Consider the following 23,516-nt stretch of genomic DNA (forward strand, 5'->3'; position numbering starts at 1 on the left):
CGCCTCGTGCCCCGCCCCCGCCCCCGCGCTCCGGCCTCGGCGCCCCGGTTCCGCCGCCCGGCCGCTGCGGCGGCACGACCGGCTTCCCGTACTCCTCGCCCGGATCCCGCACCGGCACCCGCAGCACCGCCCCGCACGCGCAGCCCACCTCGGGATGCGGCCAGTCGGAGCGGCGGGTGCAGTCGGGGCACTGGACGGTGACCCACTCGTCGGACCAGTTGCGGTGGGTGACGGGCACCGCCTCGGCGCCGGCGATCACCTGGGGCGCGAGCGGCCTGCCGCAGGAGCAGGGGAAGGCGGGCGCCGCGTACCGCAGCGCACGGAGGCATTCCGGACAGCGCACCTCTACCGACTCGGCCACGGACGTACCCCCTCTGCGACGTGCGCCCCCATCGTCCACCAATTCGGCCGTCCGGGGGAGCAACTTCGGCCATCGCGCGCCAGGACGTCTCTTGACGCCCCTCCACCCCCCGACCTACATTGCTTCCGTATAGCAGAACAGTACTTCCGCATTATGGAAACAAGCCGCTGGCGCTCCTGCCGGAGCCGCCGCGCCTGTGTCCCCTGGCCGAAGCAGGAGCACTCCCATGCCTCGTATGACCGCCGCCGCAGCGGCCGTTGAGATCCTCAAGCGCGAAGGCGTCACCAACGCGTTCGGCGTGCCCGGCGCGGCGATCAACCCCTTCTACCGCGAGCTCAAGAACGTCGGCGGGATCAGCCACACGCTGGCCCGCCACGTCGAGGGCGCCTCCCACATGGCCGAGGGCTACACCCGCGCCAAGGCCGGCAACATCGGTGTCTGCATCGGTACCTCCGGCCCCGCCGGCACCGACATGATCACCGGCCTGTACTCGGCGATCGCCGACTCCATCCCGATCCTGTGCATCACCGGCCAGGCCCCGGTCTCGAAGCTCCACAAGGAGGACTTCCAGGCCGTCGACATCGCCACGATCGCCAAGCCCGTCACCAAGGCCGCGACGACCGTCCTGGAGGCCGCGCAGGTCCCCGGCGTCTTCCAGCAGGCCTTCCACCTGATGCGCTCCGGCCGCCCCGGCCCGGTCCTCATCGACCTGCCGATCGACGTCCAGCTGACCGAGATCGAGTTCGACCCGGAGACGTACGAGCCGCTGCCGGTCTACAAGCCGTCCGCGACCCGCGCCCAGGCCGAGAAGGCGCTGACGTTCCTCCTGGAGTCCGAGCGCCCGCTGATCGTCGCCGGCGGCGGCATCATCAACGCCGACGCCACCGACCTGCTGGTCGAGTTCGCCGAGCTGACGAACATCCCGGTCATCTCCACCCTCATGGGCTGGGGCACCATCCCGGACGACCACGAGCTCGCGGCCGGCATGGTCGGCGTCCAGACCGCGCACCGCTACGGCAACACGACCTTCCTGGAGTCGGACCTCGTCCTCGGCATCGGCAACCGCTGGGCCAACCGCCACACCGGCTACAACCTCGACGCCTACACCAAGGGCCGGAAGTTCGTCCACGTCGACATCGAGCCCACCCAGCTGGGCAAGATCTTCGCCCCGGACTACGGCATCGCCTCCGACGCCAAGGTCGCCCTGGAGCTCTTCGTCGAGATCGCCAGGGAGTGGAAGGCCGCGGGCACCCTCCCGGACTTCTCCGCCTGGGCCGCCTCCGCGCAGGAGCGCAAGGCCACCCTGCAGCGCCGCACGCACTTCGACAACATCCCGATGAAGCCGCAGCGCGTCTACGAGGAGATGAACAAGGCCTTCGGCAAGGAGACGCGCTACGTCACCACCATCGGCCTCTCCCAGATCGCGGCCGCGCAGTTCCTGCACGTCTACAAGCCGCGCCACTGGATCAACTGCGGCCAGGCCGGCCCGCTCGGCTGGACCATCCCGGCCGCCATCGGCGCCGCCACCGCCGACCCGGAGACCCCGGTCGTCGCGCTCTCCGGCGACTACGACTTCCAGTTCATGATCGAGGAGCTGGCGGTCGCCGCCCAGCACAAGGTCCCCTACGTCCACGTCCTCGTGAACAACGCCTACCTCGGTCTGATCCGGCAGGCGCAGGGCGGCCTCGGCATCAACTTCGAGGTCAACCTCGAGTTCGAGAACATCAACACCCCGGAGATCGGCGTCTACGGCGTCGACCACGTCAAGGTCGCCGAGGGCCTGGGCGTCAAGGCCATCCGCGTCACCGACCCCGACAAGCTGGGCGAGGCGCTGGAGGAGGCCAAGAAGCTGGCCGTCGAGTTCCAGGTCCCGGTCGTCGTCGAGGCCATCCTGGAGCGCATCACCAACATCGCGATGAGCAAGACGGTCGACATGAGCGACGTCACCGAGTTCGAGGACCTGGCCACCGAGCCGGGCCACGCGCCCACCGCGATCAAGGCCCTGAAGGTCTGACCCTCAAGGTCCGACGCGAGGTCCGACCCTGAAGGTCCGACCGGGCTGCCGTGACAAGGCCCCCGTCCCGCTGAGCACCGGGACGGGGGCCTCACGGCGTCTGCGCCCGTACGAGGGCGGCGCCCGCTTCCGTCCAGTCGTAGAGCACCGAGCGGCCCGCCCGCCGCCGCCGTACCAGACCGGCGTCGAGCAGCACCTTCAGATGCCGCCCCACCGACCCCAGCCCCTGCCCGGTCAGCGCCACCAACTGCGTGGTGGACGCCGGGGATCCGAGGCGCACGAGGACCCCGGCGCGGGCCCGGCCGAGCAGGACGCCGAGGGCCTCCGGCACGGCCGGCCCGGACACGTCCGCCAGAGCGCCGGAGCACGCGTACGTCACCGCGTACCGCTCCGTGCCCTCCCACGACGACCAGCCCTTGGCCGGCGTCACCGGCACGAAGAGCAGCCGGGCCCCCTCCAGTGAACGCGGCGGATAGTCACGGGTGTTGATCTGCAGCCGCCCGTCGCCCAGCCAGCGCATCTTCCCCGGACACAGCTCGTTGAGCGCCGCCGCCCAGCCGCCCCGGCCCAACAGGGCCGTCCGCGCGACCACATCGGCCTCCAAGACCCGCCGGCGCCGCGGCCACTCCGGCAGCACCGTCTCGCGCCACACCCACTCCAGGATCCCCGCCATCCGCCGCGGCAGATCGGGCGCCCGGCGCAGCGGCTCCGGCACCGGTCCGCCCACTGCCACCGCCAACTGCGGTACGGCGTCGCCCGGTTCGGTGTCCCGGACGGCCGCGAGCTCCTCCTCGAAGGACGGCTCTCCCTCGCCCAGCGGCGTCGGCGTGAGGAAGTCCGCGTTCCAGGTGGGACCGATCGCGGCCCGGACGAGCAGCGCGTCCACCGGATCGGCGGCGAGCCGCGCGCGGTACGCCGGCAACCGGGCCGCCAGCCAGGCCCGCTCGCCCGGGTGCGCGCCCCCGCCGGAGTGCAGGGTCATCAGCGCCGCGACCGTCTCGGCCAGCGGAGACACCACGAACCGGCTGCTCGCGAGCGCGTCCGTACCGAGGTGCCACCAGCCCATGTTTCGCCTCCCCGCGAAACAATAACGGCGCCGCGCCGCACTCCCCGAGACTCCGCGGCATGCCCCGCTACCGCGACGTCTTCCGCGTTCCCGAGTTCACCCCGCTCTTCCTCAGCGGCTCCGCGCAGTCCGCCGCCCAGACCCTGGCCGGCCTCGGCCTCGCCACCCTCGTCTACCGGGCCACCGGCTCGCCGCTGCTCTCCGCCCTCGCCATGTTCGGCCCGGCGCTCGCCCAGCTCGTCGGCGCCACGACCCTGCTGTCCGCCGCCGACCGGCTGCCGCCGCGCGCGGCCCTGAGCGGCGTCGCCCTGCTCTTCGCGGCCGGCACCGCCGCCCAGGCGCTGCCCGGCCTGCCGGTCGCGGCCGCCTTCGCGCTGCTCTTCCTGCAGGGCCTGGCCGGCTCCGTCACCGGCGGCGTGCGCTACGGACTCCTGAACGAGATCCTGCCCCGGGACCGCTTCCTGCTCGGCCGGTCCGTCCTCAACATGTCCGTCGGCGTCTGCCAGATCGCCGGCTTCGCCACCGGCGGCGTCCTGCTCGCGCTGCTCTCGCCGCGCGGGGCGCTGCTTGCCGGCGCCGCGCTCTATCTGGCCGGGGCGCTGCTCGCCCATCGGGGCCTGTCCGCGCGGGCCCCGCGTGCCGCCGGGCGGCCCTCGCCGGGGGAGACCTGGCGGACCAACGCCCTGCTGTGGTCCTCGCCCGCCCGGCGGCGGATCTATCTCGCCCTGTGGGTGCCCAACGGGCTGATCGTCGGCTGCGAGTCGCTGTTCGTGCCGTACGCTCCCGAGCGCGCCGGACTCCTCTTCGTCTGCGCCGCCGTGGGCATGCTGGCCGGGGACACCGCCGTCGGCCGCTTCGTACCGCCGTCGTGGCGGGCCCGGCTCGCGGCGCCCCTGCAGATCCTGCTCGCCGCCCCGTACCTCGCCTTCGTCCTCCGGCCGGCGCTGCCGCTCGCGGTGCTCGCCGTCACGGTCTCGGCCGTCGGGTACGCGGCGAGCCTGCTGTACCAGGAGCGGCTCACGGCGCTCGTGCCGGACGAACTGAGCGGGCACGCCCTCGGGTTGCACGCCTCCGGGATGCTCGCCCTTCAGGGCCTGAGCGCGGCCCTGGCCGGCGGGCTCGCCCAACTCGCCTCGCCCGCGGCCGCGATGACGATGCTGGCGGCCGCCTCGCTCGCGGTGACGGCTGCCCTGTCCGTCCAGGCCTCACGGATGCGGAGGGCGGAGCAACGCAAGAGCGCGGAACCAGGGACCGTAAACCTGGTTCCGCGCTCTCGTTGGTGACCGCCCGACGGTGCGAGGCTGGCGCGACAGGACGTTCGCGCCGCCGGGCGGAGTCTGTGAAGTCTGACCCCCTTCTGTGCGAGAAGGGGGTGCGTCGGACCGCGGTGGTGCCGACGGGTGCTGCGGCCGGTCCCTTCCTTCAGGTCAGAAAGGGGAGGCGACAGTCCCTTACCACCGCACTGGCTCGGCGCCACCGCGGTCCTCACGCTGTCCGGTCCACCGACCACCCCTCATCCGGGCCGGTGATCCGGACCGCGTACGGCCCCTGACCTCCCGTCAGAAACCGTACGCAGCCTGGGTGTCGGAGGCTCAGTCCTCGCGCAGGGCGCGGACGGCCTCCTCGACGCGCCGGCCGTACTCGGCGTCGGCGGCGGCGAAGTGGGCGAGGTTCTTCTCGATGACGTCCTCGCGGGCGACCTGGGAGAGGCTGCCGGCGATGTTGGACACCAGACGGGACTTCTCGTCCTCGGACATCAGCCGGTAGAGCTCACCGGCCTGGAAGAAGTCGTCGTCCTTGACGTGCGCCGGGGCGGCGTGGGTGCCGGTCCAGCCGTGGATCGCGAGCGGCGCGGAGAGCGCGGCGTCGGTCTGCGCCGGGCCCTGGTGCGAGTTGGGCTCGTAGTTCTTGTCGTGGCGCGAGCCGTTGCGGGTGGCCATCAGGCCGTCACGGCCGTAGTTGTCGGCCGTGGTCGCCTTGGGGGCGTTGACCGGCAGCTGGGTGTGGTTGACGCCGAGGCGGTAGCGGTGGGCGTCCGCGTAGGCGAAGAGGCGGCCCTGGAGCATCTTGTCCGGCGAAGGACCGATGCCCGGCACGAAGTTGTTCGGGGAGAACGCGGCCTGCTCGACCTCGGCGAAGACGTTGTCCGGGTTGCGGTCGAGGACCAGCCGGCCCACGCGCTGCAGCGGGTAGTCGCTGTGCGGCCACACCTTGGTGAGGTCGAACGGGTTGAAGCGGTAGTCCGCGGCCTCGGCGGCCGGCATGACCTGCACGTAGAGGGTCCAGGACGGGCTCACGCCGCGCTCGATGGACTGCAGCAGGTCGGTCTGGTGCGAGTTGGCGTCCTTGCCGACCAGCTCGGCGGCCTGCTCGGCGGAGAGGCTGCGGACACCCTGGTTCGTCTTGAAGTGGTACTTGACGAAGAAGGCCTCGCCGGCCTCGTTGGTCCACTGGTAGGTGTGCGAGCCGTAGCCGTTCATGTGGCGGTACGAGGCAGGGATGCCGCGGTCGCCGAACAGCCAGGTCACCTGGTGGGTCGCCTCGGGGGCGTGGGCCCAGAAGTCCCAGACGTTGTCCGCCTCCTGCTTGCCCGTGAAGGGGTCGCGCTTCTGGGAGTGGATGAAGTCGGGGAACTTGATCGGGTCCTTGATGAAGAACACCGGGGTGTTGTTGCCGACGAGGTCGTAGTTGCCCTCCTCGGTGTAGAACTTCAGCGCGAAGCCGCGCGGGTCGCGGACCGCGTCCGCGCCGCCGAGCGAGTCGGCCACCGTGGAGAAGCGCAGGAACAGCTCGGTCTTCTTGCCGACCTCGGAGAGGAAGGCGGCCTTGGTCCAGGCGGTGACGTCGTCGGTCACCTCGAAGTAGCCGTACGCGCCGGAGCCGCGGGCGTGCACCACGCGCTCCGGGATCCGCTCACGGTTGAAGCGCGCGAGCTTCTCCAGGAGGTGCTGGTCCTGGAGGAGGATGGGGCCACCGACGCCGGCGGTGGCGGAGTTCTGGTTGTCGGCGACGGGGGCGCCGGACTCGGTCGTAAGCACGCGCTTCGACATGGTGACCTTCCGTACGGGAGCTGCACTGTTGAGTGGTCTGAGCAGACTGAAGTGCCTGGAGCGTAGGTACGCCCGGCAAAAAACGTCAACAGTTTGTTGAAAAAGAAGGGTGGTGTTCCGGACGGCGGCGGCGCCTGGGCGCGACAGGACAGGTTGTCAGCGCCGCCACCGCCCGGAAATCTGGGCCCCGTCGGAACGGGGGACCGGGTCAGACCTGCTGGCCGGAGAGGCGCTCGACGGCGCGCAGCAGGGCCGAGTGGTCCAGGCCGCCGTCGCCCTGCGCACGCAGGGAGGCGACGAGCTGGGCGACCACGGCGCCGACCGGGAGGGCCGCGCCGACGTTGCGGGCGGCGTCGGTGACGATGCCCATGTCCTTGTGGTGCAGGTCGATCCGGAAACCGGGCTTGAAGTCGCGGTTCAGGAAGTTGTCCTTCTTGCGGGTCAGGACCGTGGAGCCGGCCAGACCGCCGTTGAGGACGTCCAGCGCGGCGTTGAGGTCCACGCCGGACTTCTCCAGGAAGACCACGGCCTCGGCGCACGCCTGGATGTTGACGGCGACGATGAGCTGGTTGGCCGCCTTGACCGTCTGGCCGGAGCCGTGCGGGCCGCAGAGGACGATGGTCTTGCCGAGGGCCTCCAGGATCGGGAGGGCCGCGTCGAAGTCGGCCTGCTCGCCGCCCACCATGATCGACAGAACGGCCTCGATGGCGCCGGCCTCGCCGCCGGAGACGGGGGCGTCGATGACGCGGATGCCCTTCTCCTTGGCGTTCTTGGCCAGGTCGACCGAGGTCTGCGGAGTGATCGAGGACATGTCCACGATCAGGGCGCCCTGCCTGGCGTTCTCCAGGATGCCCTCGGGGCCGTAGGAGATGGCCTCGACCTGCGGGGAGGCGGGCACCATCGTGATGATCACGTCGGCGTCCTTGACCGCCTCGGCGATCGAGCCGGCCGCGGTGCCGCCGGCGGCGGCCAGGCGGTCAAGCTTGTCCTGCTCCAGGGTGAAGCCGGTGACGGAGTAGCCGGCCTTGATCAGGTTCTCGGACATGGGGGAGCCCATGATGCCGAGACCGATCCACGCGATCTTGGGGAGGTTGCTCATGAGGGTGCCTCTCGAAAACAAGGTGGTACGGGGAGGGGGACGCCGGGCTGCGGCGCCGGGCGTCAGCGGGCCGGGCGGGCCTCGGCCGGCAGCCACTCGAAGGACGCGGCGGCGTCGACGGCCTTGTACTCCAGGCCGACCCAGCCGTCGTAACCGGCCTTCTTCAGCTCGTCGAGCAGCTGCTCGAGCGGGAGCTCGCCGGTGCCCGGGGCGCCACGGCCCGGCATGTCGGCGATCTGTACGTGGCCGGTCTTGTCCGCGTAGGCGGCGATGACCGCGCTGACGTCCTCGCCGTTCATCGCCAGGTGGTAGATGTCGAGGAGGAACTTGGTGTTGCCGAGGCCGGTGGCCGCGTTCACCTTGTCGACGACCTCGATCGCGGCGGGGGCGCTCACCAGCGGGTAGAGCGGCGACTCCGGCTTGTTGAGGGTCTCGATCAGCAGGATCGCACCGACCCGGTCGGCCGCGCGGGCGGCCAGCACCAGGTTCTCCAGGGCGAGCTCGTCCTGGACGGCGGGGTCGACGCCCTCGACGCGGTTGCCGTACAGCGCGTTGAGCGCCTTGCAGCCGACCGAGGCCGCGAAGTCCGCGGCGATGTCGATGTTGGCCTTGAACCGGTCCGACTCCTGGCCGGGCACCGAGACCGCGCCGCGGTCCGGGCCGGGCAGCTGTCCGGCGTAGAAGTTCAGGCCCACCAGCTGGGTGCCGGCGTCGTCGAGCGCCTTCTTCAGGGCGTCGAGCTCACTCTGCTCGGGGGTGGCGGTGTCGATCCAGGGCCACCACAGCTCGACCGCCGTGAAGCCCGCCGCGGCGGCGGCCGCGGGGCGCTCCAGGAGCGGGAGTTCCGTGAAGAGGATCGACAGGTTCACATCGAAGCGCTGGTCCGGGTATCCCATGAGGGGTCGGCGCTCCTTCCGTATTGCGGAAGTAACTTTCTGTCTGGTGGAAGGTTGCAGGGCGGGCGCCCCACTTGTCAAGAGGTCCCCGCAGGTCCGGGACTCCCCGAGGGCCGGGGGCGGGCCTTAGCGTGGGGGCATGGTGCGTTTGAGAGTGGAGTTCACGACCGAGCCGTTCGACCTCGACGAGGCGCCGGCGCACGCGGTCGTGGCACGTGAGGTCATCCAGTCGGCCGAACTGGACGCGGTGGACGTGGGGCCCTTCGGCAACACGGCCGAGGGCGGCGCGGACGCCGTGCTCACCGCAGTGGACGCGCTGCTGCGCAAGTCCCTGGCGGCCGGTGCGACCCGTGTGTCGCTCCAGGTCAATGTGATCGACGGGGCCGCTGGGGCGGACGGGACGGGTGGGGGCGACAGATGAGCGAGCATCCCCTGGTGTCGGCGGTGAAGCCGCTGGTGGACGCGATGGGCGGCGAGCTGCTCGTGCCCGAGCAGGCGCAGCCGGACGACGTGGTCCTCGCCTGGGAGGGCGAGGACGTGCTCGCCGTACGGCTGCCGCAGCTGTCCGAATCCCTGGACCACATTCTCGCCGCCATGGAAAGAAGGCACGGGGTGCCGCTCTCCGAGCTCGACCGCAAGGCCAAGCAGGAGATCGTGCGGATCCTTGAGGCACGCGGTGCCTTCTCGGTGCGCCACGGTGTGGAGACGGTGGCCGGCGCCCTCGGCGTCAGCCGCTTCACCGTGTACAACTACCTGAACCGGGAGACCGCCCTGAACAGGGAAAAGGCGCCCAAGAACGGCTAGTTGATCATTCCGTACCGGAAGCCGTCGTCCAGATGTCGGGACGACGGCTTTTGTGTGGCCGAGTTTTCAACAAAGTGTTGACGTGGTGTTGCGGAGGGCGTTAGCTATCCGCAGCCCGTCCGACGCACAGCGAAAAACAGCCACGGAGGCATTCCCGTGACTTCTGGTACGACTCCGGGTCTCACCCGGTTCAACACTTCGGCGGAGGGCGACGCGCTCGCCGCGCTGCACGAGGTGTGCACGAGTTCGGCGTGGGCGAGCAAGCTCCTCGCCCAGCGCCCCTACGCCACGGTCGAAGCCCTCTTCCAGGCCAGCGACGCCGCCATGGCCGAGCTGACCGCCGAGGACCTCGCCGAGGCGATGGCGGGCCACCCGCCGATCGGTCGTCCCAAGGAAGGGGACCCGACCTCCTCCCGCGAGCAGAGCGGGATGGCCGGCGCCTCCGCGGACCTCAAGGCCGAGATGCTCGAACTGAACCTGGCCTACCAGGACACGTTCGGACATGTCTTCCTCATCTGCGCCACCGGGAAGACCGGCGAGCAGATGCGCGACGCGATCCGCGAACGGATCGGTAACTCGCCCGAGCGGGAGCGGGAGATCGTCCGCACCGAACTGGGCAAGATCAACCGCATCCGTCTGAACCGTCTCGCCGAGACCACCGAGGAAGAGAACCGATGAGCACCGACACCACCGCATCGGTGTCCACCCACATCCTGGACACCAGCATCGGCCGGCCGGCCGAGGGCGTGGCCATCACGCTCACGGCCCGGGCCGGCTCCGACGCCGCGTGGGTGGCCCTGGGCGGCTCCGCCACCGACGCGGACGGGCGCTGCAAGGACCTCCCGGCCCTGCCGGAGGGCACCACCCACGTGCGGCTCGATTTCCGGACCGAGTCGTACTTCCTGACACAGCAGAACAAGCAAGCCGAGGCGCAGCAGGACGCCCCCGCGAATCGGGACAGCGGTGCGACCGGTGTGTTCTTCCCGGAGGTGGCGATCACGTTCGCCGTCGTCCCGGGCGAGCACTACCACGTACCGCTGCTGCTCAACCCGTTCGGCTACTCCGTTTACCGAGGGAGCTAGCAGACATGCCCACGATTCTCGGCCAGAACCAGTACGGCAAAGCAGAGAACCGCGTCGTCAAGATCACGCGCGACGGCGGCACGCACCACATCAAGGACCTGAACGTCTCCGTCGCCCTCTCCGGCGACCTCGACGACGTCCACCTCACCGGCTCCAACGCCCACTGCCTCCCCACCGACACGACGAAGAACACCGTCTTCGCGTTCGCCAAGGAGTACGGCATCGAGTCCGCCGAGCAGTTCGGCATCCACCTCGCCCGCCACTTCGTGTCGAGCCAGGAGCCGATCAAGAAGGCCCGGATCCGGATCGAGGAGTACGCCTGGGAGCGGATCGCCAGCTCCGACGCCAACTCCAAGTTCATCGGCGCCGACGAGGTCAACCACTCCTTCGCCCGCAAGGGCCAGGAGACCCGCGTCACGCAGATCACCTACGACGGCGAGAAGTGGGAGGTCATCTCCGGCCTCAAGGACCTCGTCGTCATGAACTCCACCAACTCGGAGTTCTGGGGCTACATCAAGGACAAGTACACCACCCTCCAGGAGGCGTACGACCGGATCCTCGCCACCCAGGTGTCGGGCCGCTGGCGGTTCAACTGGACCGACGACGACCAGCGCATGCCCAACTGGGAGCGGTCCTACGAGCAGACCAGGAAGCACATGCTCGAGGCCTTCGCGGAGACCTACTCGTACTCCCTGCAGCAGACGCTGTACCAGATGGCCACGCGGATCATCAACAACCGCGCGGAGATCGACGAGGTGCGGTTCTCGCTCCCGAACAAGCACCACTTCCTGGTCGACCTCGAGCCCTTCGGCCTGAAGAACGACAACGAGGTCTACTACGCCGCCGACCGCATGTACGGCCTGATCGAGGCCACGGTCCTGCGGGACGGCGCCACGGCGCAGATCCCGGTCGACATGACCAATCTCTGAGCGGCCCTGAGTGACCCGGTCCCCGCCCGCCCGCAGTCGGGCGGGGACCGGCGCCAGACCGGAGGGAACCCAGCATGGCACTGCCCGCAAAGGGGCCGGCATCCGCCGAAGGCCCGTGTTCCACCCCGTCCACCCCGGCACCGTCGTCGGCCCCGTCCGCGGCCGGCTGCCACCCCGTGGACGAGAAGCTCCCCGCCTCGCGGCTCGTCCCCGCGGCTCTCCAGCACATCGCCGCCATGTACGCCGGCGTGGTCACCCCTCCGCTCATCATCGGCCAGGCCGTCGGCCTGGACGCCGCCGGAATGACCCGGCTCATCGCCGCCGGCCTGCTGATCGCCGGCTGCGCCACCATCCTGCAGACCATCGGCCTCGGCGGCTTCGCCGGAAACCGGCTCCCGTTCGTCAACGCGGCCTCCTCGGCCGGCATCGCCCCGATGCTCGCCATCGCCGAGACCAGCGCCAAGGGCCACCAACTCCCCGCCATCTACGGCGCGGTGATGGTCGCCGGAGTCTTCTGCCTCGCCGTCGGACCCTTCTTCGGCCGGCTGCTCCGCTTCTTCCCGCCCCTCGTCACGGGTGTCGTGATCACCCTCATCGGGGTCACCCTGATGCCCGTCCCGGTGGGCTGGGCCCAGGGCGGCGACAAGAACGCCGCCGACTTCGGCGCCATGAAGTACCTGGCGCTCGCCGCCTTCACGCTGGTCGTCATCCTGCTCTTCCAGCGCTTCGGCAAGGGCTTCGTCAAGCAGATCGCCCTGCTCCTCGGGCTCTTCATCGGCACCCTCGCCGCGATCCCCTTCGGCCTGGCGGACTTCACCGCCCTCCGCGAGGCGCCGGTCGCCGCACTGCCCTCGCCCTTCGCCTTCGGCACCCCCGAGTTCCAGCCCGCCGCGATCCTCTCGCTCTGCATCGTCATGCTGGTCCTGATGACCGAGTCCAGCGCCGGCATGCTCGCCCTCGGCGAGATCTGCGAGCGTCGCAGCGACGGGCGGACCATCACCCGGGGCCTGCGCACCGACGGCATCGCCACCCTGATCGGCCCGGTCTTCGGCTCCTTCCCCACCTCGGCCTTCGCACAGAACGTCGGCGTCGTCTCGCTGACCCGGGTGCGCAGCCGCTATGTGGTCGCCGTCGCCGGCGGCGCCCTGCTCGTCCTCGGCGCCTTCCCGGTGCTCGGCGCGGTGGTCTCGCTGGTCCCCATGCCGGTCCTCGGCGGCGCGGGCATCGTCCTCTTCGGCTCGATCGCGGTCAGCGGCATCCGTACGCTGTCCGAGGCCGGCCTGGACGACAGCTCCAACATCATCCTGGTGGCGGTCGCGCTCGGCGCGGGCATCATCCCGCTCGCCGCCCCCACCTTCTACGCCGGATTCCCCGCCTGGGCACAGACCGTGCTCGGCTCCGGCATCAGCGCCGGCGCGCTCGTCGCCGTCCTGCTGAACCTGTTCTTCCATCATCTCGGCACCCGGAGCCGTCACCCGGCCCCGGCACTCAAATCCTCCTAGGGTCCTGCCGTGCCCTCCCCCTACGACGTCGTCATGGGGGACCCCCACCCCCTGGAATGAAGGAAGCACCGCCATGGCAGCACCTTCGGCAGCCCCCCAGCGCATCGTCATCGAGAACGCGGCGATCGCGACCGTGGACGCGAACGACACCGAGTACGCCACCGGCTACCTCGTCGTCGCCGACAACAAGATCGAGTCCCTGGGAGCCGGCCGGGCCCCCGAGGGCCTGGAGAACGTGGTCCGGCGGATCGACGCCACCGGGCATCTGATCACGCCGGGTCTGATCAACACCCACCACCACTTCTACCAGTGGATCACCCGCGGCCTCGCGACCGACCACAACCTCTTCAACTGGCTGGTGGCGCTCTACCCGACGTGGGCGCGGATCGACGAGTCGATGGTCCGCACCGCCGCGCAGGGCTCGCTCGCCATGATGGCCCGCGGCGGTGTCACCACCGCGATGGACCACCACTACGTGTACCCGCAGGGCTCCGGCGACCTGTCCGGCGCCATCATCGGCGCCGCCGCCGACATGGGCGTCCGCTTCACCCTCGCCCGCGGCTCCATGGACCGCAGCGAGAAGGACGGCGGCCTGCCGCCGGACTTCGCCGTCGAGACCACCGAGGGCGCGCTCGCCGCGACCGAGGAGACGGTGAAGCAGTACCACGACGCCTCCTTCGACGCGATGACCCAGGTCGCCGTCGCCCCCTGTTCGCCCTTCTCCATCTCCACCGAGCTGCTGCGCGAGGGCGCGGCCCTCGGCCGCCGGCTCGGCGTGCGCATGCACACCCACGGCTCGGAGACCGTGGAGGAGGAGAAGTTCTGCCACGAGCTGTTCGGCATGGGCCCGACCGACTACTTCGAGTCCACCGGCTTCCTCGGCGAGGACGTGTGGATGGCGCACTGCGTCCACATGAACGACTCCGACATCGCCGCCTTCGCCCGCACGAAGACCGGTGTCGCCCACTGCCCGTCCTCCAACGCGCGGCTCGCCGCCGGCATCGCCCGCGTCCCCGACATGCTGAAGGCGGGCGTCCCGGTCGGCCTCGGCGTCGACGGCACCGCCTCCAACGAGTCGGGCGAACTGCACACCGAGCTGCGCAACGCGCTCCTCATCAACCGCCTCGGCGCCCACCGCGAGGCCGCGCTCAACGCCCGCCAGGCCCTGCGCCTCGGCACCTTCGGCGGCGCGCAGGTGCTCGGCCGCGCCGACAGCATCGGCTCCCTGGAGCCGGGCAAGCTCGCCGACTTCGTCCTCTGGAAGATCGACGGCCTCGGCCACTCGTCGATCGCCGACCCGGTCACCGCCATCGTCTTCGGCGCGGCGGCCCCGGTCACCGCCTCCTTCGTCAACGGCCGGCAGATCGTGGAGAACAACCGACTGCTCACCGCCGACGAGGACGCCATCGCGCGTGACGCGCGCGCGGAGGCGCAGCGCCTGGCCCGCATCGCGGCCCGGGCCTGACCCCTCCCCAAGGAGTCCGACCGAGGGGGACGGCCCTCGGTCGGTCACCGCGGACCCGAGCGGGGTCCGCGGCTGCCGGACCGGGGGGTGTGCGTACGCACCAGTCGTACCGCACCCCCCGGGTCGGTGAACCCGTGTCCGCACCCCCACCGGACGCCCGTCCCGCGCGGCAACCCCTCCGCCGGCGCACCGCACCACCTCGCAACGAGCCGCACCTCCTGCACCTCGCACCGCATCGCACCACCTCCCTGACACCCGCGTCACCGCCGACGTGTACCCGACCGGAGGAACCGCCGTGGCCGCCAAGCCCCAGGTTCGCAATGCACAAGACGCAGGCAGCGCCCTCGACGGCGACCGGAGCAAGCATCCGGTCGACGAGACCCTGCCCCCACTGAGAATGCTCACCAGCGGTCTGCAGCACGTGGCCGCCATGTACGCGGGCGTCGTCGCCCCGCCCCTGATCGTCGGAGCGGCCGTCGGCCTCTCCGGGACCGAACTGACCTTCCTCACCGGCGCCAGCCTCTTCACCGCCGGCCTCGCCACCTTCCTCCAGACCCTCGGCGTCTGGAAGATCGGTGCCAAGCTCCCGTTCGTCAACGGCGTCACCTTCGCCGGCGTCGCCCCGATGCTCGCCATCGTCGACACCACGAAGGACAAGGCCGACGCCCTCCCCGTGATCTTCGGCGCGATCATCGTCGCCGGACTCCTCGGCTTCATAGCCGCCCCCTGGTTCTCCCGCCTCGTGCGGTTCTTCCCGCCGGTCGTGACCGGCTCCGTCATCACCCTGATCGGCGTCTCGCTGCTGCCGGTCGCCTTCGGCTGGGCCCAGGGCCCCAACCCCGCGGCGCCCGACTACGGTTCGACCACCTATCTCTCGCTCGCCGGCATCACCCTGGCGATCGTGCTGCTGCTCCGCCGCTTCACCACCGGCTTCCTCAAGCAGATCGCCGTCCTGGTGGGTCTGGTGCTGGGCACGCTCGTCGCGATCCCGTTCGGCGCCACCGACTTCAGCCCGGTGACGGAGGCCGACGTCGTCGGCTTCCCGGCCCCCTTCCACTTCGGCGCCCCGCAGTTCGCGCTCGCCGCGATCATCTCGATGTGCGTCGTCATGCTGGTCTCCATGACCGAGTCGACCGCCGACATGCTCGCCCTCGGCGAGATCGTCGACCGGCCGGCCGACGAGAAGACCATCGCGGCCGGACTGCGCGCCGACACCCTCGGCTCGGCGCTCAGCCCCCTCTTCAACGGCTTCATGTGCAGCGCCTTCGCGCAGAACATCGGCCTGGTCGCGATGACCCGGATCCGCAGCCGCTTCGTGGTCGCCTGCGGCGGCGGCTTCCTGCTCCTGATGGGCCTCTCGCCGGTGGCCGCCTCGCTGATCTCGGTCGTGCCGCGGCCGGTGCTCGGCGGCGCGGGCGTCGTCCTCTTCGGCTCGGTCGCCGCGAGCGGCATCCAGACCCTGGTCAAGGCCGGCCTGGAGAAGGACAACAACGTGCTGATCGTCGCCGTCTCGCTGGCGGTCGGCATCATCCCGATCACCAAGCCGGAGTTCTACCACGCCTTCCCCGAGACGGCGCAGATCATCCTGGACTCCGGCATCTCCACCGGCTGTGTGGCCGCCGTGCTGCTCAACCTGGTCTTCAACCACCTCGGCAGGAGCCGGGACGCCGACACCGTGACCGCGCCGATGGAGCCGGGCGAGGAGATCTCCGAGACCGCCTCCGCGAAGGCGGCCCACGTCCACTGAACCGCCGCCCGCACCACCCCCACGCCGCCCCGGTCCCCGCGCACGCCGCGGGGCCCGGGGCGCCGGGCGTGCGCCCGCCCGCCGTGGTCCTGGTCAACCCCAACACCTCGGCGGCCACCACCCGGATGATGACCGGCATCGCCCGCCGCGCCCTCGCCGGCACGGGCCTCCGGGTCCGGGGCGTCACGGTCGCCGCGGGCCCGCCGATGCTCACCGACCCCGCCGCCCTGCGCGCCGCCGCCCCGCACGTCGTGGCGGCCGCGCACGAGGCCCTGGCCTCGGGCGACTGCGCGGCCCTGATCGTCGCGGCCTTCGGCGACCCGGGTGTGCCGGAACTCCGCGCGCTGCCGTGGCCCGTGACGGATGCCCCGACACCGCCGCACCGCCCCGGGCCAAGCCCCGGCCCCCTCGGACCGTGCGCCGCGCCCGGACTCGCGCCCGGACTCGCGCCGGCACCCGCACCCGTACCTCTGGTCGGCATCGGCGAGGCGGCCCTCGCCGAGGCCGCGGCGGGCGGGCGGCGCTTCGGCGTCGCGACGACCACACCGCTCCTGGCCGGCTCGATCGACGCCCAGGTCGCCCGACTCGGCCTCGCCCCCTCGTACACGGGCGCCCGCTTCACCACGGGCGACCCCGAACTGCTCGCCGCCCGCCCCGAGTCGCTGCTCGCCGCCCTGGAGACCGCCGCCCGCGCCTGCGCCGTACGGGACGGGGCCGAGGCGGTCGTCATCGGCGGCGGCCCGCTCGGCGAGGCCGCCGACGCCCTCAGCTCGCGTCTCGCGGTCCCGGTCGTCGCCCCGATCCCGGCCGCCTGCCGCCGGATCGCCCGCGCCCTGGGTGTCTCCGGTCCCTGACACCCCCTCACCGCTCCACCTCCATCCGCCGCCCGCACTCGCGGGCCAGATGCGGATAGGCCGCCGCGATCGCCTCGTACACCCGGCGGCGCAGCAGCCGCTCGGCCTCGGCGCGGCCGGTGTCGCCGTACAGGCCGTCGAGCAGGGTGTCGTAACGGGAGAGGGCGTGCCGCAAGTAGCCGACCTGCCAGCGGACCATCGCGCCCGCCGTCGCCCCGCCGGGACTGCGGGCGCCGAGCAGATGCCGGTGCCGCACCGCGCGCCGCTCCAGCTCGGCGGCGGGGAGCCGGGGGACCTCGATGGGTTCGGCGCGGATCGACGCGAGGACCGCGAGGCGCCGCCGCTCGGCGCCCGCGCCGGCCGCCGCCGAGCCGCGCCCCGCCACGGCGGAGGCGCCCAGGAACTCCGGGGTGCGCTCCACCGCCTCGACCCGCGCGAGGAGATAGAGCAGCACCGGGGCGAGCGACCACCGCCGCGGGTCGCGCCCCTGCACATCGGCCTGGCCGAGCAGCTCGCCGATCATCGCGTCGCTCCAGCCGCGCCCGCGCAGCCCGGCCAGCGTCACATACGTCGTACGGTCCGTCACGATTCCCCCAGATTCGACTACGGAGAGTGATGAATCCAGTGAAGCGCACCCCACTGACAACGCCCTCTTGTCCCCGCCCCGCCTGCCGTGGGATATAGGTCCAGACCTTTCACCGGACCCGCCGGACGGAGGCACCCCCCATGCGCCGCCCCTGCACCGCACTCGCCCTCACAGCCGCAGCCCTGACCGCCCTGACCGCCCTCACCGCCTGCTCCGGCGCCTCCGCGGCCCCCCAGGACACCCGCGCCCCCACCACCCCCACCGGCGTCACCGCCACCGCCGGCAGCGCCACCACCGTCCACGTCATGTGGAGCGCCGCCACCGACGACCGGGCCGTCACCGGCTACGCCGTCTACCGCCAGGGCCAGAAGGTCAAGGACCTGCCCGCCGGCACCCTGATGACCGACGTCACCGGCCTCGCCCCCGCCACCCCGTACACCTTCACCGTCCGCGCCCACGACGCCGCCGGCAACGTCTCCCCGGACAGCGCCGCCGTCACCGCCACCACCCCCGCCGCGAGCGCCGAGGACCGCACCGCCCCCACCCGCCCCACCGCCCTGCGCCTCACCCCCGCCGGACCCGAGGCCGCGACTCTCGCCTGGCGCCCCGCTCGCGACGACACCCGCGTCACCGCCTACGACGTCTACCAGTCCGGCTCCCGCGTCCACACCGTCCCCGGCACCGCCACCGAGGCCCGCGTCACCGGCCTGCGCCCCGCCACCGCCTACTCCTTCACCGTCCGCGCCCGGGACGCCGCCGAGAACTCCTCACCCGACAGCGACGCGGTCCCGCTCACCACCCCCGCCGTCCCCGGCCACCGCCCCGCCACCGCCCCCACCGGCGTCACCGTCCGCGCCGCCGAGGGCACCCTCACCGTCACCTGGACCCCGCCCCGCACCGCCACCCCCGTCAAGGAGCACCAGCTCCACCTGAACGGCCGCTTCGCCACCACCATCGTCTGGGGCGCCGACCCCGGCCCCGGCCCGGTCGCCTACACCCTCACCGTCCCCGCCACCCCGGGCGTCCGCTACGCCCTCACCCTGCGCGCCAAGCTCCCCGACGGCACCTGGGGCGACTTCTCGACGCCGGTCACGGTGGTGACGGTCTGACGGTCGCGGTGGTGACGTTCTTACGGACGTCGCCGACCCGGCACACCGCCCCGCCCCGAACTACGCTGGGAAGCGTGGCCGAGATCGTTCTCACCAACACCGGTCTTGACGCGTTCCTGGCAGCGCACCCCGAGTTCCGGGGACCCGGCGCGGCCCGGGCCGCCGACGCCGTCCTGGGCCTGCTCGCGCTGCGCGGGGCGGACCGGACGAGCGGGCTGCCGGAGCCCACGCCCGCGCTGGTCAGACGGCTCCTGGTGGAGGACCTGCCGGCCTTCGTGGGCGCCGCGCCCGCCGAGCTCGACGTCTACCCGGCCGTCCTGCGGGCCCTGGTCGCCGGGCTCGACGGAGACCGCCGCCGGCGCGTCGAAGGGGCCATCGGCGAGGCCGAGCCCGACTTCGCCCGCGCCATGGGCGACCCCGGCAACCTCACCTGGCCCCGCTGGTACGCCCAGCTGCTGCGCGCCGACGGCACCGACCCCGGCGACCCCGGAGCCGTACGCGACTGGCTCGCCCGGCTCGACGGGCCGCCGCTGCCCGACGGCATGCGCAGGGCCGACCTCATGGGCCGCACCGCGCTCGCCGACGTCCTCCTCGCCGAGGTCCTGACCAGGGCCTACGTCCGCGACGCCGAGCATCCGCCGGCCGCCGGGCCGCTGCTCGGCGACCACGACGTGGCCCAGGGCATCGGCACCGTCGCCGCCGCACTGCTCGACCGGTGGACCGCCGCCGGGCTCGCCGAGGAACTGGCCGGTCCCTACGCCCACCTCGCGCCCGGACCCGACGACTTCCCCCACCTCGTCCTCGCCGACGCGCTCCTCGACGAGCACCTGGACTACTACGGCGACCCCGCCGTGCCGCTCCCGCCGCCCGAGGGCGCGATCGGGGCCGGAGGCGGGGACGTCGAGGCCGACGCCGACCTCCTCGCCGGCGCCGTCGACGCCCTCCAAGGCGCGGACGGGGAGGACTCCGGGCCGTACGGCGGCGAGGCCGCGCACCTGCTCTACACGCTCTACCAGCGCGGCTGCTCCGCCGAGTCGGTCGCCCGCCGCGCCGCCGAGTTCGAGGACTGGACCGTCGACCCGGCCCTGGAGGACGCGCCGGTACCCGTACCGCCGCCCGCGTCCCCCGGCTACACCACCCCGACCGCCGGCGAACTCGCCCGACTGCTCGGCACGCCCGGTCTCACCGACACCGACCGCGCCCGGCTCGACAAACCCGCCCGCGAGCTCGCCGCCGTCGTCGACCGGCTCGCCGCCACCGGACTCGTCTTCCGCAACGGCGACGCCTTCGGGCTCACCCCGCGCGGCTGCGCCGCGGTCCGCTATCTGCTCGCCGTGCGCCGGGTCGAGGTCCCCGACGCCGCCGAGACGGCCGGCTGGGACGCCGCCCGGCTGGTGGCCGCCGCCGAGGGCTGGCCGCAGGCCGCCGCGAGCCCGGTTCTCGGCGCCTGGCTGACCGCCCGGGACGGCGCCGAACAGGCCTGGGGCGAACTCTTCGACGCGGTCGGCACGGTCAACGCCGGCACCCCCGACGCCGCCTCGACCCGCGCGCTGCTCGGCCTCCTCGACTGGTCCGCCGTGCCGTCGGGCGCCCTCCGTGCCGCCCTCGCCGACCCGGTGGCCGGCGCCCGTGCCGCGGCCGAACTGACCGTCCGCGGCGAGCCGGTCGACCCGGCCGCGGTGCCCGCCTCCGCCCGCGCGCTCGCCGTCCTGGACGCCCTCCCGGCGAAGAAGGGGCCCCTGGAGTTCCGCCGCACCGCCTTCGACACCGCCGCCGCCCACTGGCCCGGCGGATCGGCCGCCCTGGTCGCCACCATGACGGCCGCGGACCCGCACGAGACCGCGCGGGTCCTGAAGCCGCTGGGCGTCAGCGTGCCCTGAGCGGCCTGCGTCCGCCGGGCTCCCGGCGATCAGGTTCAGCCGGTGGTCAGGTACATCCCCGACGCGCCCGTGCCGGCCGTGTTGCGGCAGCCGAAGTTCCCGGTCGGCCGGGCGTTGATCAGGGCCAGGCAGCGGCCGAGCGCCAGCTGGCCGTAGTAGTTGGGGTGCATGTCCTCCTGGAGGGGGCCCTGGGTCTCGTTCTGGTCGATCCAGCGGGCCCATTCGCTGGTGGTCGCCGAGGCCGGAGTGGTCGACGTCACCTGCTTGCTGGCCTTCGCGCACACCTCGCGGCCCTGGAGCATGTCGCGGAGGTCGAGGAACTGCGCGCCCTTCGCCGTCGCCACCGCCTTCAGGCGGTTCGCGATCTGCGGGACGAGGGAGTCGCGGGCCCAGTCGGAGTCGAGGTTCCAGAAGGGACAGCCGCCCGTGTTCGTACGGGTCCAGCCGCTCTCGCCATAGCGGTTCTCGGCGGCCCGGGGGATGGGGGAGGGGTACGACTGGAGCACGATCCGGTAGTCGGAGGACGCGTAGCCGGCGCCGGACATCACGGCGCGGATCTCGTCGACCGCCTTGCCGACGTTCGCCATCACGCCGTCGATCTTCGCGTCGACGACTGCCTGCTGGTCGTCGTGGCAGTAGGAGTACCAGACGATGTAGTCGGTGGCGCAGGTGGTGATGATGTCGGCGAAGCCCAGGTCGTTGCCGCCGATGGAGAGCGCGATCAGCTTCACGTCACGGGTGGCGGCGACGGCCGCGAGCTGGTCGGCCTGCGGGGCCTCGCCCTTGTAGGACACGCCGCCGGAGACGGTCCGGAAGACGTTCTTCGTCGTGGCGCCGGAGCAGGCGAGATTGATCTGCTCGGTGGTGAGCGCGCCCGCGCTGTTCACCTCGGCCGAGTCGGAGCGGTGACAGCCGTTGGCCTCGGAGCTGCCGTAGACCCGGCTGGGGTCGTACGTGCTGCCGGTCCAGGCCCGGTCGGTGCCGGTGCGGCTGCCGCTGGTGGTCAGGCTGTTGCCCTGCCAGCGGCCGGCCTCGCCGGAGATGTAGCTGTCGCCCATGGTGACGACGGCGGTGGGACCGCTGCCGGGGGAGGCCAGGGCGGGGGTGGGCGCCAGGGTGACGAGGCCGGCGGCCAGGCACAGGGGGAGCAGTCCGCGCAGCGCGCGGTGGCGGAACGAAGGCATGGCTGTGCTCCTGCGGGATGCGGTGCGCAGTGAGTGGGGGACAGCCGCCGGCCGGTGGCATGGCGGAATTTCGCATGCGCCGGCTTGTTACCGCTAGGTAGTTGCATATTTCGGTTGCGTTACGTGACTTGTGAAACGCCATGGATCGAAAAACGTGCAAACGGCAAAAAGCCCCGCCCCCGGCGCTGCGTGCGCCGGGGGCGGGGTCGGTCCTACGGCCCGTCAGGGCGAGCTGTTCGGCCGCTGTGCGGTCAGCCGACCAGCTGGTCGTACGCGGGGAGGGTCAGGAAGTCCGCGTAGTCGGCGTCCAGCGAGACATGCAGCAGGAGGTCGTGCGCCTGCTGCCACTTTCCGGCCGCGAAGGCCTCCTCGCCGATCTCCTCGCGGATCGCGGCCAGCTCCTCGGCCGCCACCCGGCGGGCCAGCTCCGGCGTCGCCTTCACGGATTCCCCGCCGTGCTCGAACTCGACACCCGCGTTGATCCACTGCCAGATCTGCGAGCGCGAGATCTCGGCGGTGGCCGCGTCCTCCATCAGGTTGAAGATCGCGACGGCGCCCAGGCCGCGCAGCCAGGCCTCGATGTAGCGGATGCCGACCTGGACCGCGTTGCGCAGGCCCTCGTACGTCGGGTGGGCGTCCAGCGAGGCGATGTCGATCAGCTCGGGGCCGGCCACGTGCACGTCCTCGCGCAGCCGGTCCTTCTGGTTCGGCTTCTCGCCGAGGACCGCGTCGAAGGAGGCCATGGCGATCGGCACCAGGTCGGGGTGGGCGACCCAGGAGCCGTCGAAGCCGTCGCCGGCCTCGCGGTCCTTGTCGGCCTTGACCTTCTCGAAGGCGACCTTGTTGACCTCGGCGTCCCGGCGGGACGGGATGAAGGCCGCCATGCCGCCGATCGCGTGCGCGCCGCGCTTGTGGCAGGTGCGCACGAGCAGCTCGGTGTAGGCGCGCATGAACGGGGCGGTCATCGTCACGGCGTTGCGGTCCGGCAGGACGAACTTGGCGCCGCCGTCCCGGAAGTTCTTGACGATGGAGAAGAGGTAGTCCCAGCGACCGGCGTTCAGACCGGCGGCGTGGTCGCGGAGCTCATAGAGGATCTCCTCCATCTCGTACGCGGCCGTGATGGTCTCGATGAGGACCGTGGCGCGGACGGTGCCCTGCGGGATGCCGACGTAGTCCTGGGCGAAGACGAAGATCTCGTTCCAGAGGCGGGCCTCCAGGTGCGACTCCGTCTTCGGCAGGTAGAAGTACGGGCCCTTGCCGAGGTCGATGAGCCGCTGCGCGTTGTGGAAGAAGTAGAGGCCGAAGTCGACCAGCGCACCCGGGACCGGGCGGCCGTCGACCGTCAGGTGGCGCTCCTCCAGGTGCCAGCCGCGCGGGCGCATGACGACCGTGGCCAGCTCGCCGGCCGGCTTCAGGGCGTAGGACTTGCCCGACTTCGGGTCGGTGAAGTCGATGTTCCGGGTGTAGGCGTCGATCAGGTTGACCTGACCGAGGACCACGTTCTCCCAGGTCGGCGCCGAGGCGTCCTCGAAGTCCGCGAGCCAGACCTTCGCACCCGAGTTCAGCGCGTTGATCGTCATCTTGCGGTCGGTCGGGCCGGTGATCTCCACACGCCGGTCGTTCAGCGCCGCCGGGGCGGGCGCGACCTTCCACGAGTCGTCGGCGCGGATCGCCGCGGTCTCGGGCAGGAAGTCCAGGGAGGACGTACGGGCGATCTCGGCGCGGCGCTCGGCGCGGCGGGCGAGCAGCTCGTCCCGGCGCGGGGTGAACCGACGGTGCAGCTCGGCCACGAAGGCGAGGGCCGCGTCGGTGAGCACCTCCTCCTGGCGCAGCAGGGGCTCGGCTTCGACGACGACCAGGGAGGACGGCGCTGGTGCGGACATGAACT

At 72.0% G+C, this 23,516-nt stretch carries 20 protein-coding genes and 1 pseudogene; 13 read left to right on the forward strand and 8 right to left on the reverse strand.

What is annotated here, in order from left to right:
• Positions 1-361 (reverse strand): annotated as a pseudogene (locus KV205_RS29480) (hypothetical protein); the annotation flags it as partial.
• 226 nt (positions 362-587) lie between these two features.
• Between KV205_RS29480 and gcl the strand changes: the two are divergent.
• The gene (gene gcl, locus KV205_RS29485) at positions 588-2,375 is read left to right on the forward strand and encodes a glyoxylate carboligase (protein WP_265867775.1); all 1,788 of its coding nucleotides are present in this window, start codon (positions 588-590) and stop codon (positions 2,373-2,375) included.
• Between the two features lie 91 nt (positions 2,376-2,466).
• On the opposite strand, the gene KV205_RS29490 is transcribed toward gcl, so the two are convergent.
• Entirely contained in the window at positions 2,467-3,441 is a 975-nt protein-coding gene (locus KV205_RS29490) for an ArsR family transcriptional regulator (protein WP_265867776.1), read from the reverse strand.
• Between the two features lie 59 nt (positions 3,442-3,500).
• Between KV205_RS29490 and KV205_RS29495 the strand changes: the two genes are divergently transcribed.
• Positions 3,501-4,724, forward strand: coding sequence for an MFS transporter (locus tag KV205_RS29495; protein ID WP_265867777.1), 1,224 nt, complete (start codon positions 3,501-3,503; stop codon positions 4,722-4,724).
• A 309-nt stretch (positions 4,725-5,033) separates the two neighbouring features.
• Here KV205_RS29495 and KV205_RS29500 read toward each other — a convergent pair whose 3' ends face one another.
• The 3 genes from KV205_RS29500 to KV205_RS29510 all read right to left on the reverse strand — a co-directional run bounded on the left by KV205_RS29500 (position 5,034) and on the right by KV205_RS29510 (position 8,486).
• Positions 5,034-6,491, reverse strand: coding sequence for a catalase (locus KV205_RS29500; protein ID WP_265867778.1), 1,458 nt, complete (start codon positions 6,489-6,491; stop codon positions 5,034-5,036).
• Positions 6,492-6,699: 208 nt separating this feature from the next.
• Positions 6,700-7,590 (reverse strand): 2-hydroxy-3-oxopropionate reductase, encoded by an 891-nt coding sequence (locus tag KV205_RS29505; RefSeq protein ID WP_265867779.1) that lies wholly within the window; start codon positions 7,588-7,590, stop codon positions 6,700-6,702.
• A gap of 62 nt (positions 7,591-7,652) precedes the next feature.
• The gene (locus KV205_RS29510) at positions 7,653-8,486 is read right to left on the reverse strand and encodes a TIM barrel protein (RefSeq protein ID WP_265867780.1); all 834 of its coding nucleotides are present in this window, start codon (positions 8,484-8,486) and stop codon (positions 7,653-7,655) included.
• 142 nt (positions 8,487-8,628) lie between these two features.
• Here KV205_RS29510 and KV205_RS29515 point away from each other — a divergent pair, with 142 nt between their 5' ends.
• The 9 genes from KV205_RS29515 to KV205_RS29555 all read left to right on the forward strand — a co-directional run bounded on the left by KV205_RS29515 (position 8,629) and on the right by KV205_RS29555 (position 16,869).
• On the forward strand, positions 8,629-8,907 hold the full coding sequence (locus tag KV205_RS29515) for a hypothetical protein (protein ID WP_265867895.1): 279 nt from the start codon (positions 8,629-8,631) through the stop codon (positions 8,905-8,907).
• Positions 8,904-9,290 (forward strand): helix-turn-helix domain-containing protein, encoded by a 387-nt coding sequence (locus KV205_RS29520; protein ID WP_265867781.1) that lies wholly within the window; start codon positions 8,904-8,906, stop codon positions 9,288-9,290. The genes KV205_RS29515 and KV205_RS29520 overlap by 4 nt, the downstream gene beginning before the upstream one ends.
• A gap of 156 nt (positions 9,291-9,446) precedes the next feature.
• On the forward strand, positions 9,447-9,968 hold the full coding sequence (gene uraD / locus KV205_RS29525; RefSeq protein WP_265867782.1) for a 2-oxo-4-hydroxy-4-carboxy-5-ureidoimidazoline decarboxylase: 522 nt from the start codon (positions 9,447-9,449) through the stop codon (positions 9,966-9,968).
• On the forward strand, positions 9,965-10,372 hold the full coding sequence (gene uraH / locus KV205_RS29530; protein WP_265867783.1) for a hydroxyisourate hydrolase: 408 nt from the start codon (positions 9,965-9,967) through the stop codon (positions 10,370-10,372). Before uraD ends, uraH begins: the two co-directional genes overlap by 4 nt.
• Before the next feature lie 5 nt (positions 10,373-10,377).
• Positions 10,378-11,301 (forward strand): factor-independent urate hydroxylase, encoded by a 924-nt coding sequence (gene pucL / locus KV205_RS29535; RefSeq protein ID WP_265867784.1) that lies wholly within the window; start codon positions 10,378-10,380, stop codon positions 11,299-11,301.
• Between the two features lie 74 nt (positions 11,302-11,375).
• The gene (locus tag KV205_RS29540) at positions 11,376-12,803 is read left to right on the forward strand and encodes a nucleobase:cation symporter-2 family protein (protein ID WP_265867786.1); all 1,428 of its coding nucleotides are present in this window, start codon (positions 11,376-11,378) and stop codon (positions 12,801-12,803) included.
• A 73-nt stretch (positions 12,804-12,876) separates the two neighbouring features.
• Positions 12,877-14,268, forward strand: coding sequence for an 8-oxoguanine deaminase (locus KV205_RS29545; RefSeq protein WP_265867787.1), 1,392 nt, complete (start codon positions 12,877-12,879; stop codon positions 14,266-14,268).
• Positions 14,269-14,665: 397 nt separating this feature from the next.
• Positions 14,666-16,015, forward strand: a complete 1,350-nt coding sequence (locus KV205_RS29550; protein ID WP_265867896.1) for a nucleobase:cation symporter-2 family protein — start codon at positions 14,666-14,668, stop codon at positions 16,013-16,015.
• Positions 16,016-16,083: 68 nt separating this feature from the next.
• Entirely contained in the window at positions 16,084-16,869 is a 786-nt protein-coding gene (locus KV205_RS29555) for an aspartate/glutamate racemase family protein (protein ID WP_265867788.1), read from the forward strand.
• A 7-nt stretch (positions 16,870-16,876) separates the two neighbouring features.
• On the opposite strand, the gene KV205_RS29560 is transcribed toward KV205_RS29555, so the two are convergent.
• A complete protein-coding gene (locus KV205_RS29560; protein ID WP_265867789.1) occupies positions 16,877-17,455 on the reverse strand; it encodes a hypothetical protein in 579 nt (192 codons plus the stop codon).
• Between the two features lie 140 nt (positions 17,456-17,595).
• Between KV205_RS29560 and KV205_RS29565 the strand changes: the two genes are divergently transcribed.
• Positions 17,596-18,564, forward strand: coding sequence for a fibronectin type III domain-containing protein (locus KV205_RS29565; RefSeq protein ID WP_265867790.1), 969 nt, complete (start codon positions 17,596-17,598; stop codon positions 18,562-18,564).
• Positions 18,565-18,638: 74 nt separating this feature from the next.
• Positions 18,639-20,444, forward strand: a complete 1,806-nt coding sequence (locus tag KV205_RS29570) for a hypothetical protein (RefSeq protein WP_265867792.1) — start codon at positions 18,639-18,641, stop codon at positions 20,442-20,444.
• 35 nt (positions 20,445-20,479) lie between these two features.
• On the opposite strand, the gene KV205_RS29575 is transcribed toward KV205_RS29570, so the two are convergent.
• Complete coding sequence (locus KV205_RS29575) at positions 20,480-21,628, reverse strand: GDSL-type esterase/lipase family protein (protein WP_265867793.1); 1,149 nt, start codon at positions 21,626-21,628, stop codon at positions 20,480-20,482.
• A 251-nt stretch (positions 21,629-21,879) separates the two neighbouring features.
• A complete protein-coding gene (gene aceB, locus KV205_RS29580) occupies positions 21,880-23,511 on the reverse strand; it encodes a malate synthase A (RefSeq protein ID WP_265867794.1) in 1,632 nt (543 codons plus the stop codon).
• Positions 23,512-23,516 lie beyond the last annotated feature (5 nt).

The organism is Streptomyces sp. SKN60 (assembly GCF_026236535.1).
Taxonomy (GTDB): domain Bacteria; phylum Actinomycetota; class Actinomycetes; order Streptomycetales; family Streptomycetaceae; genus Streptomyces.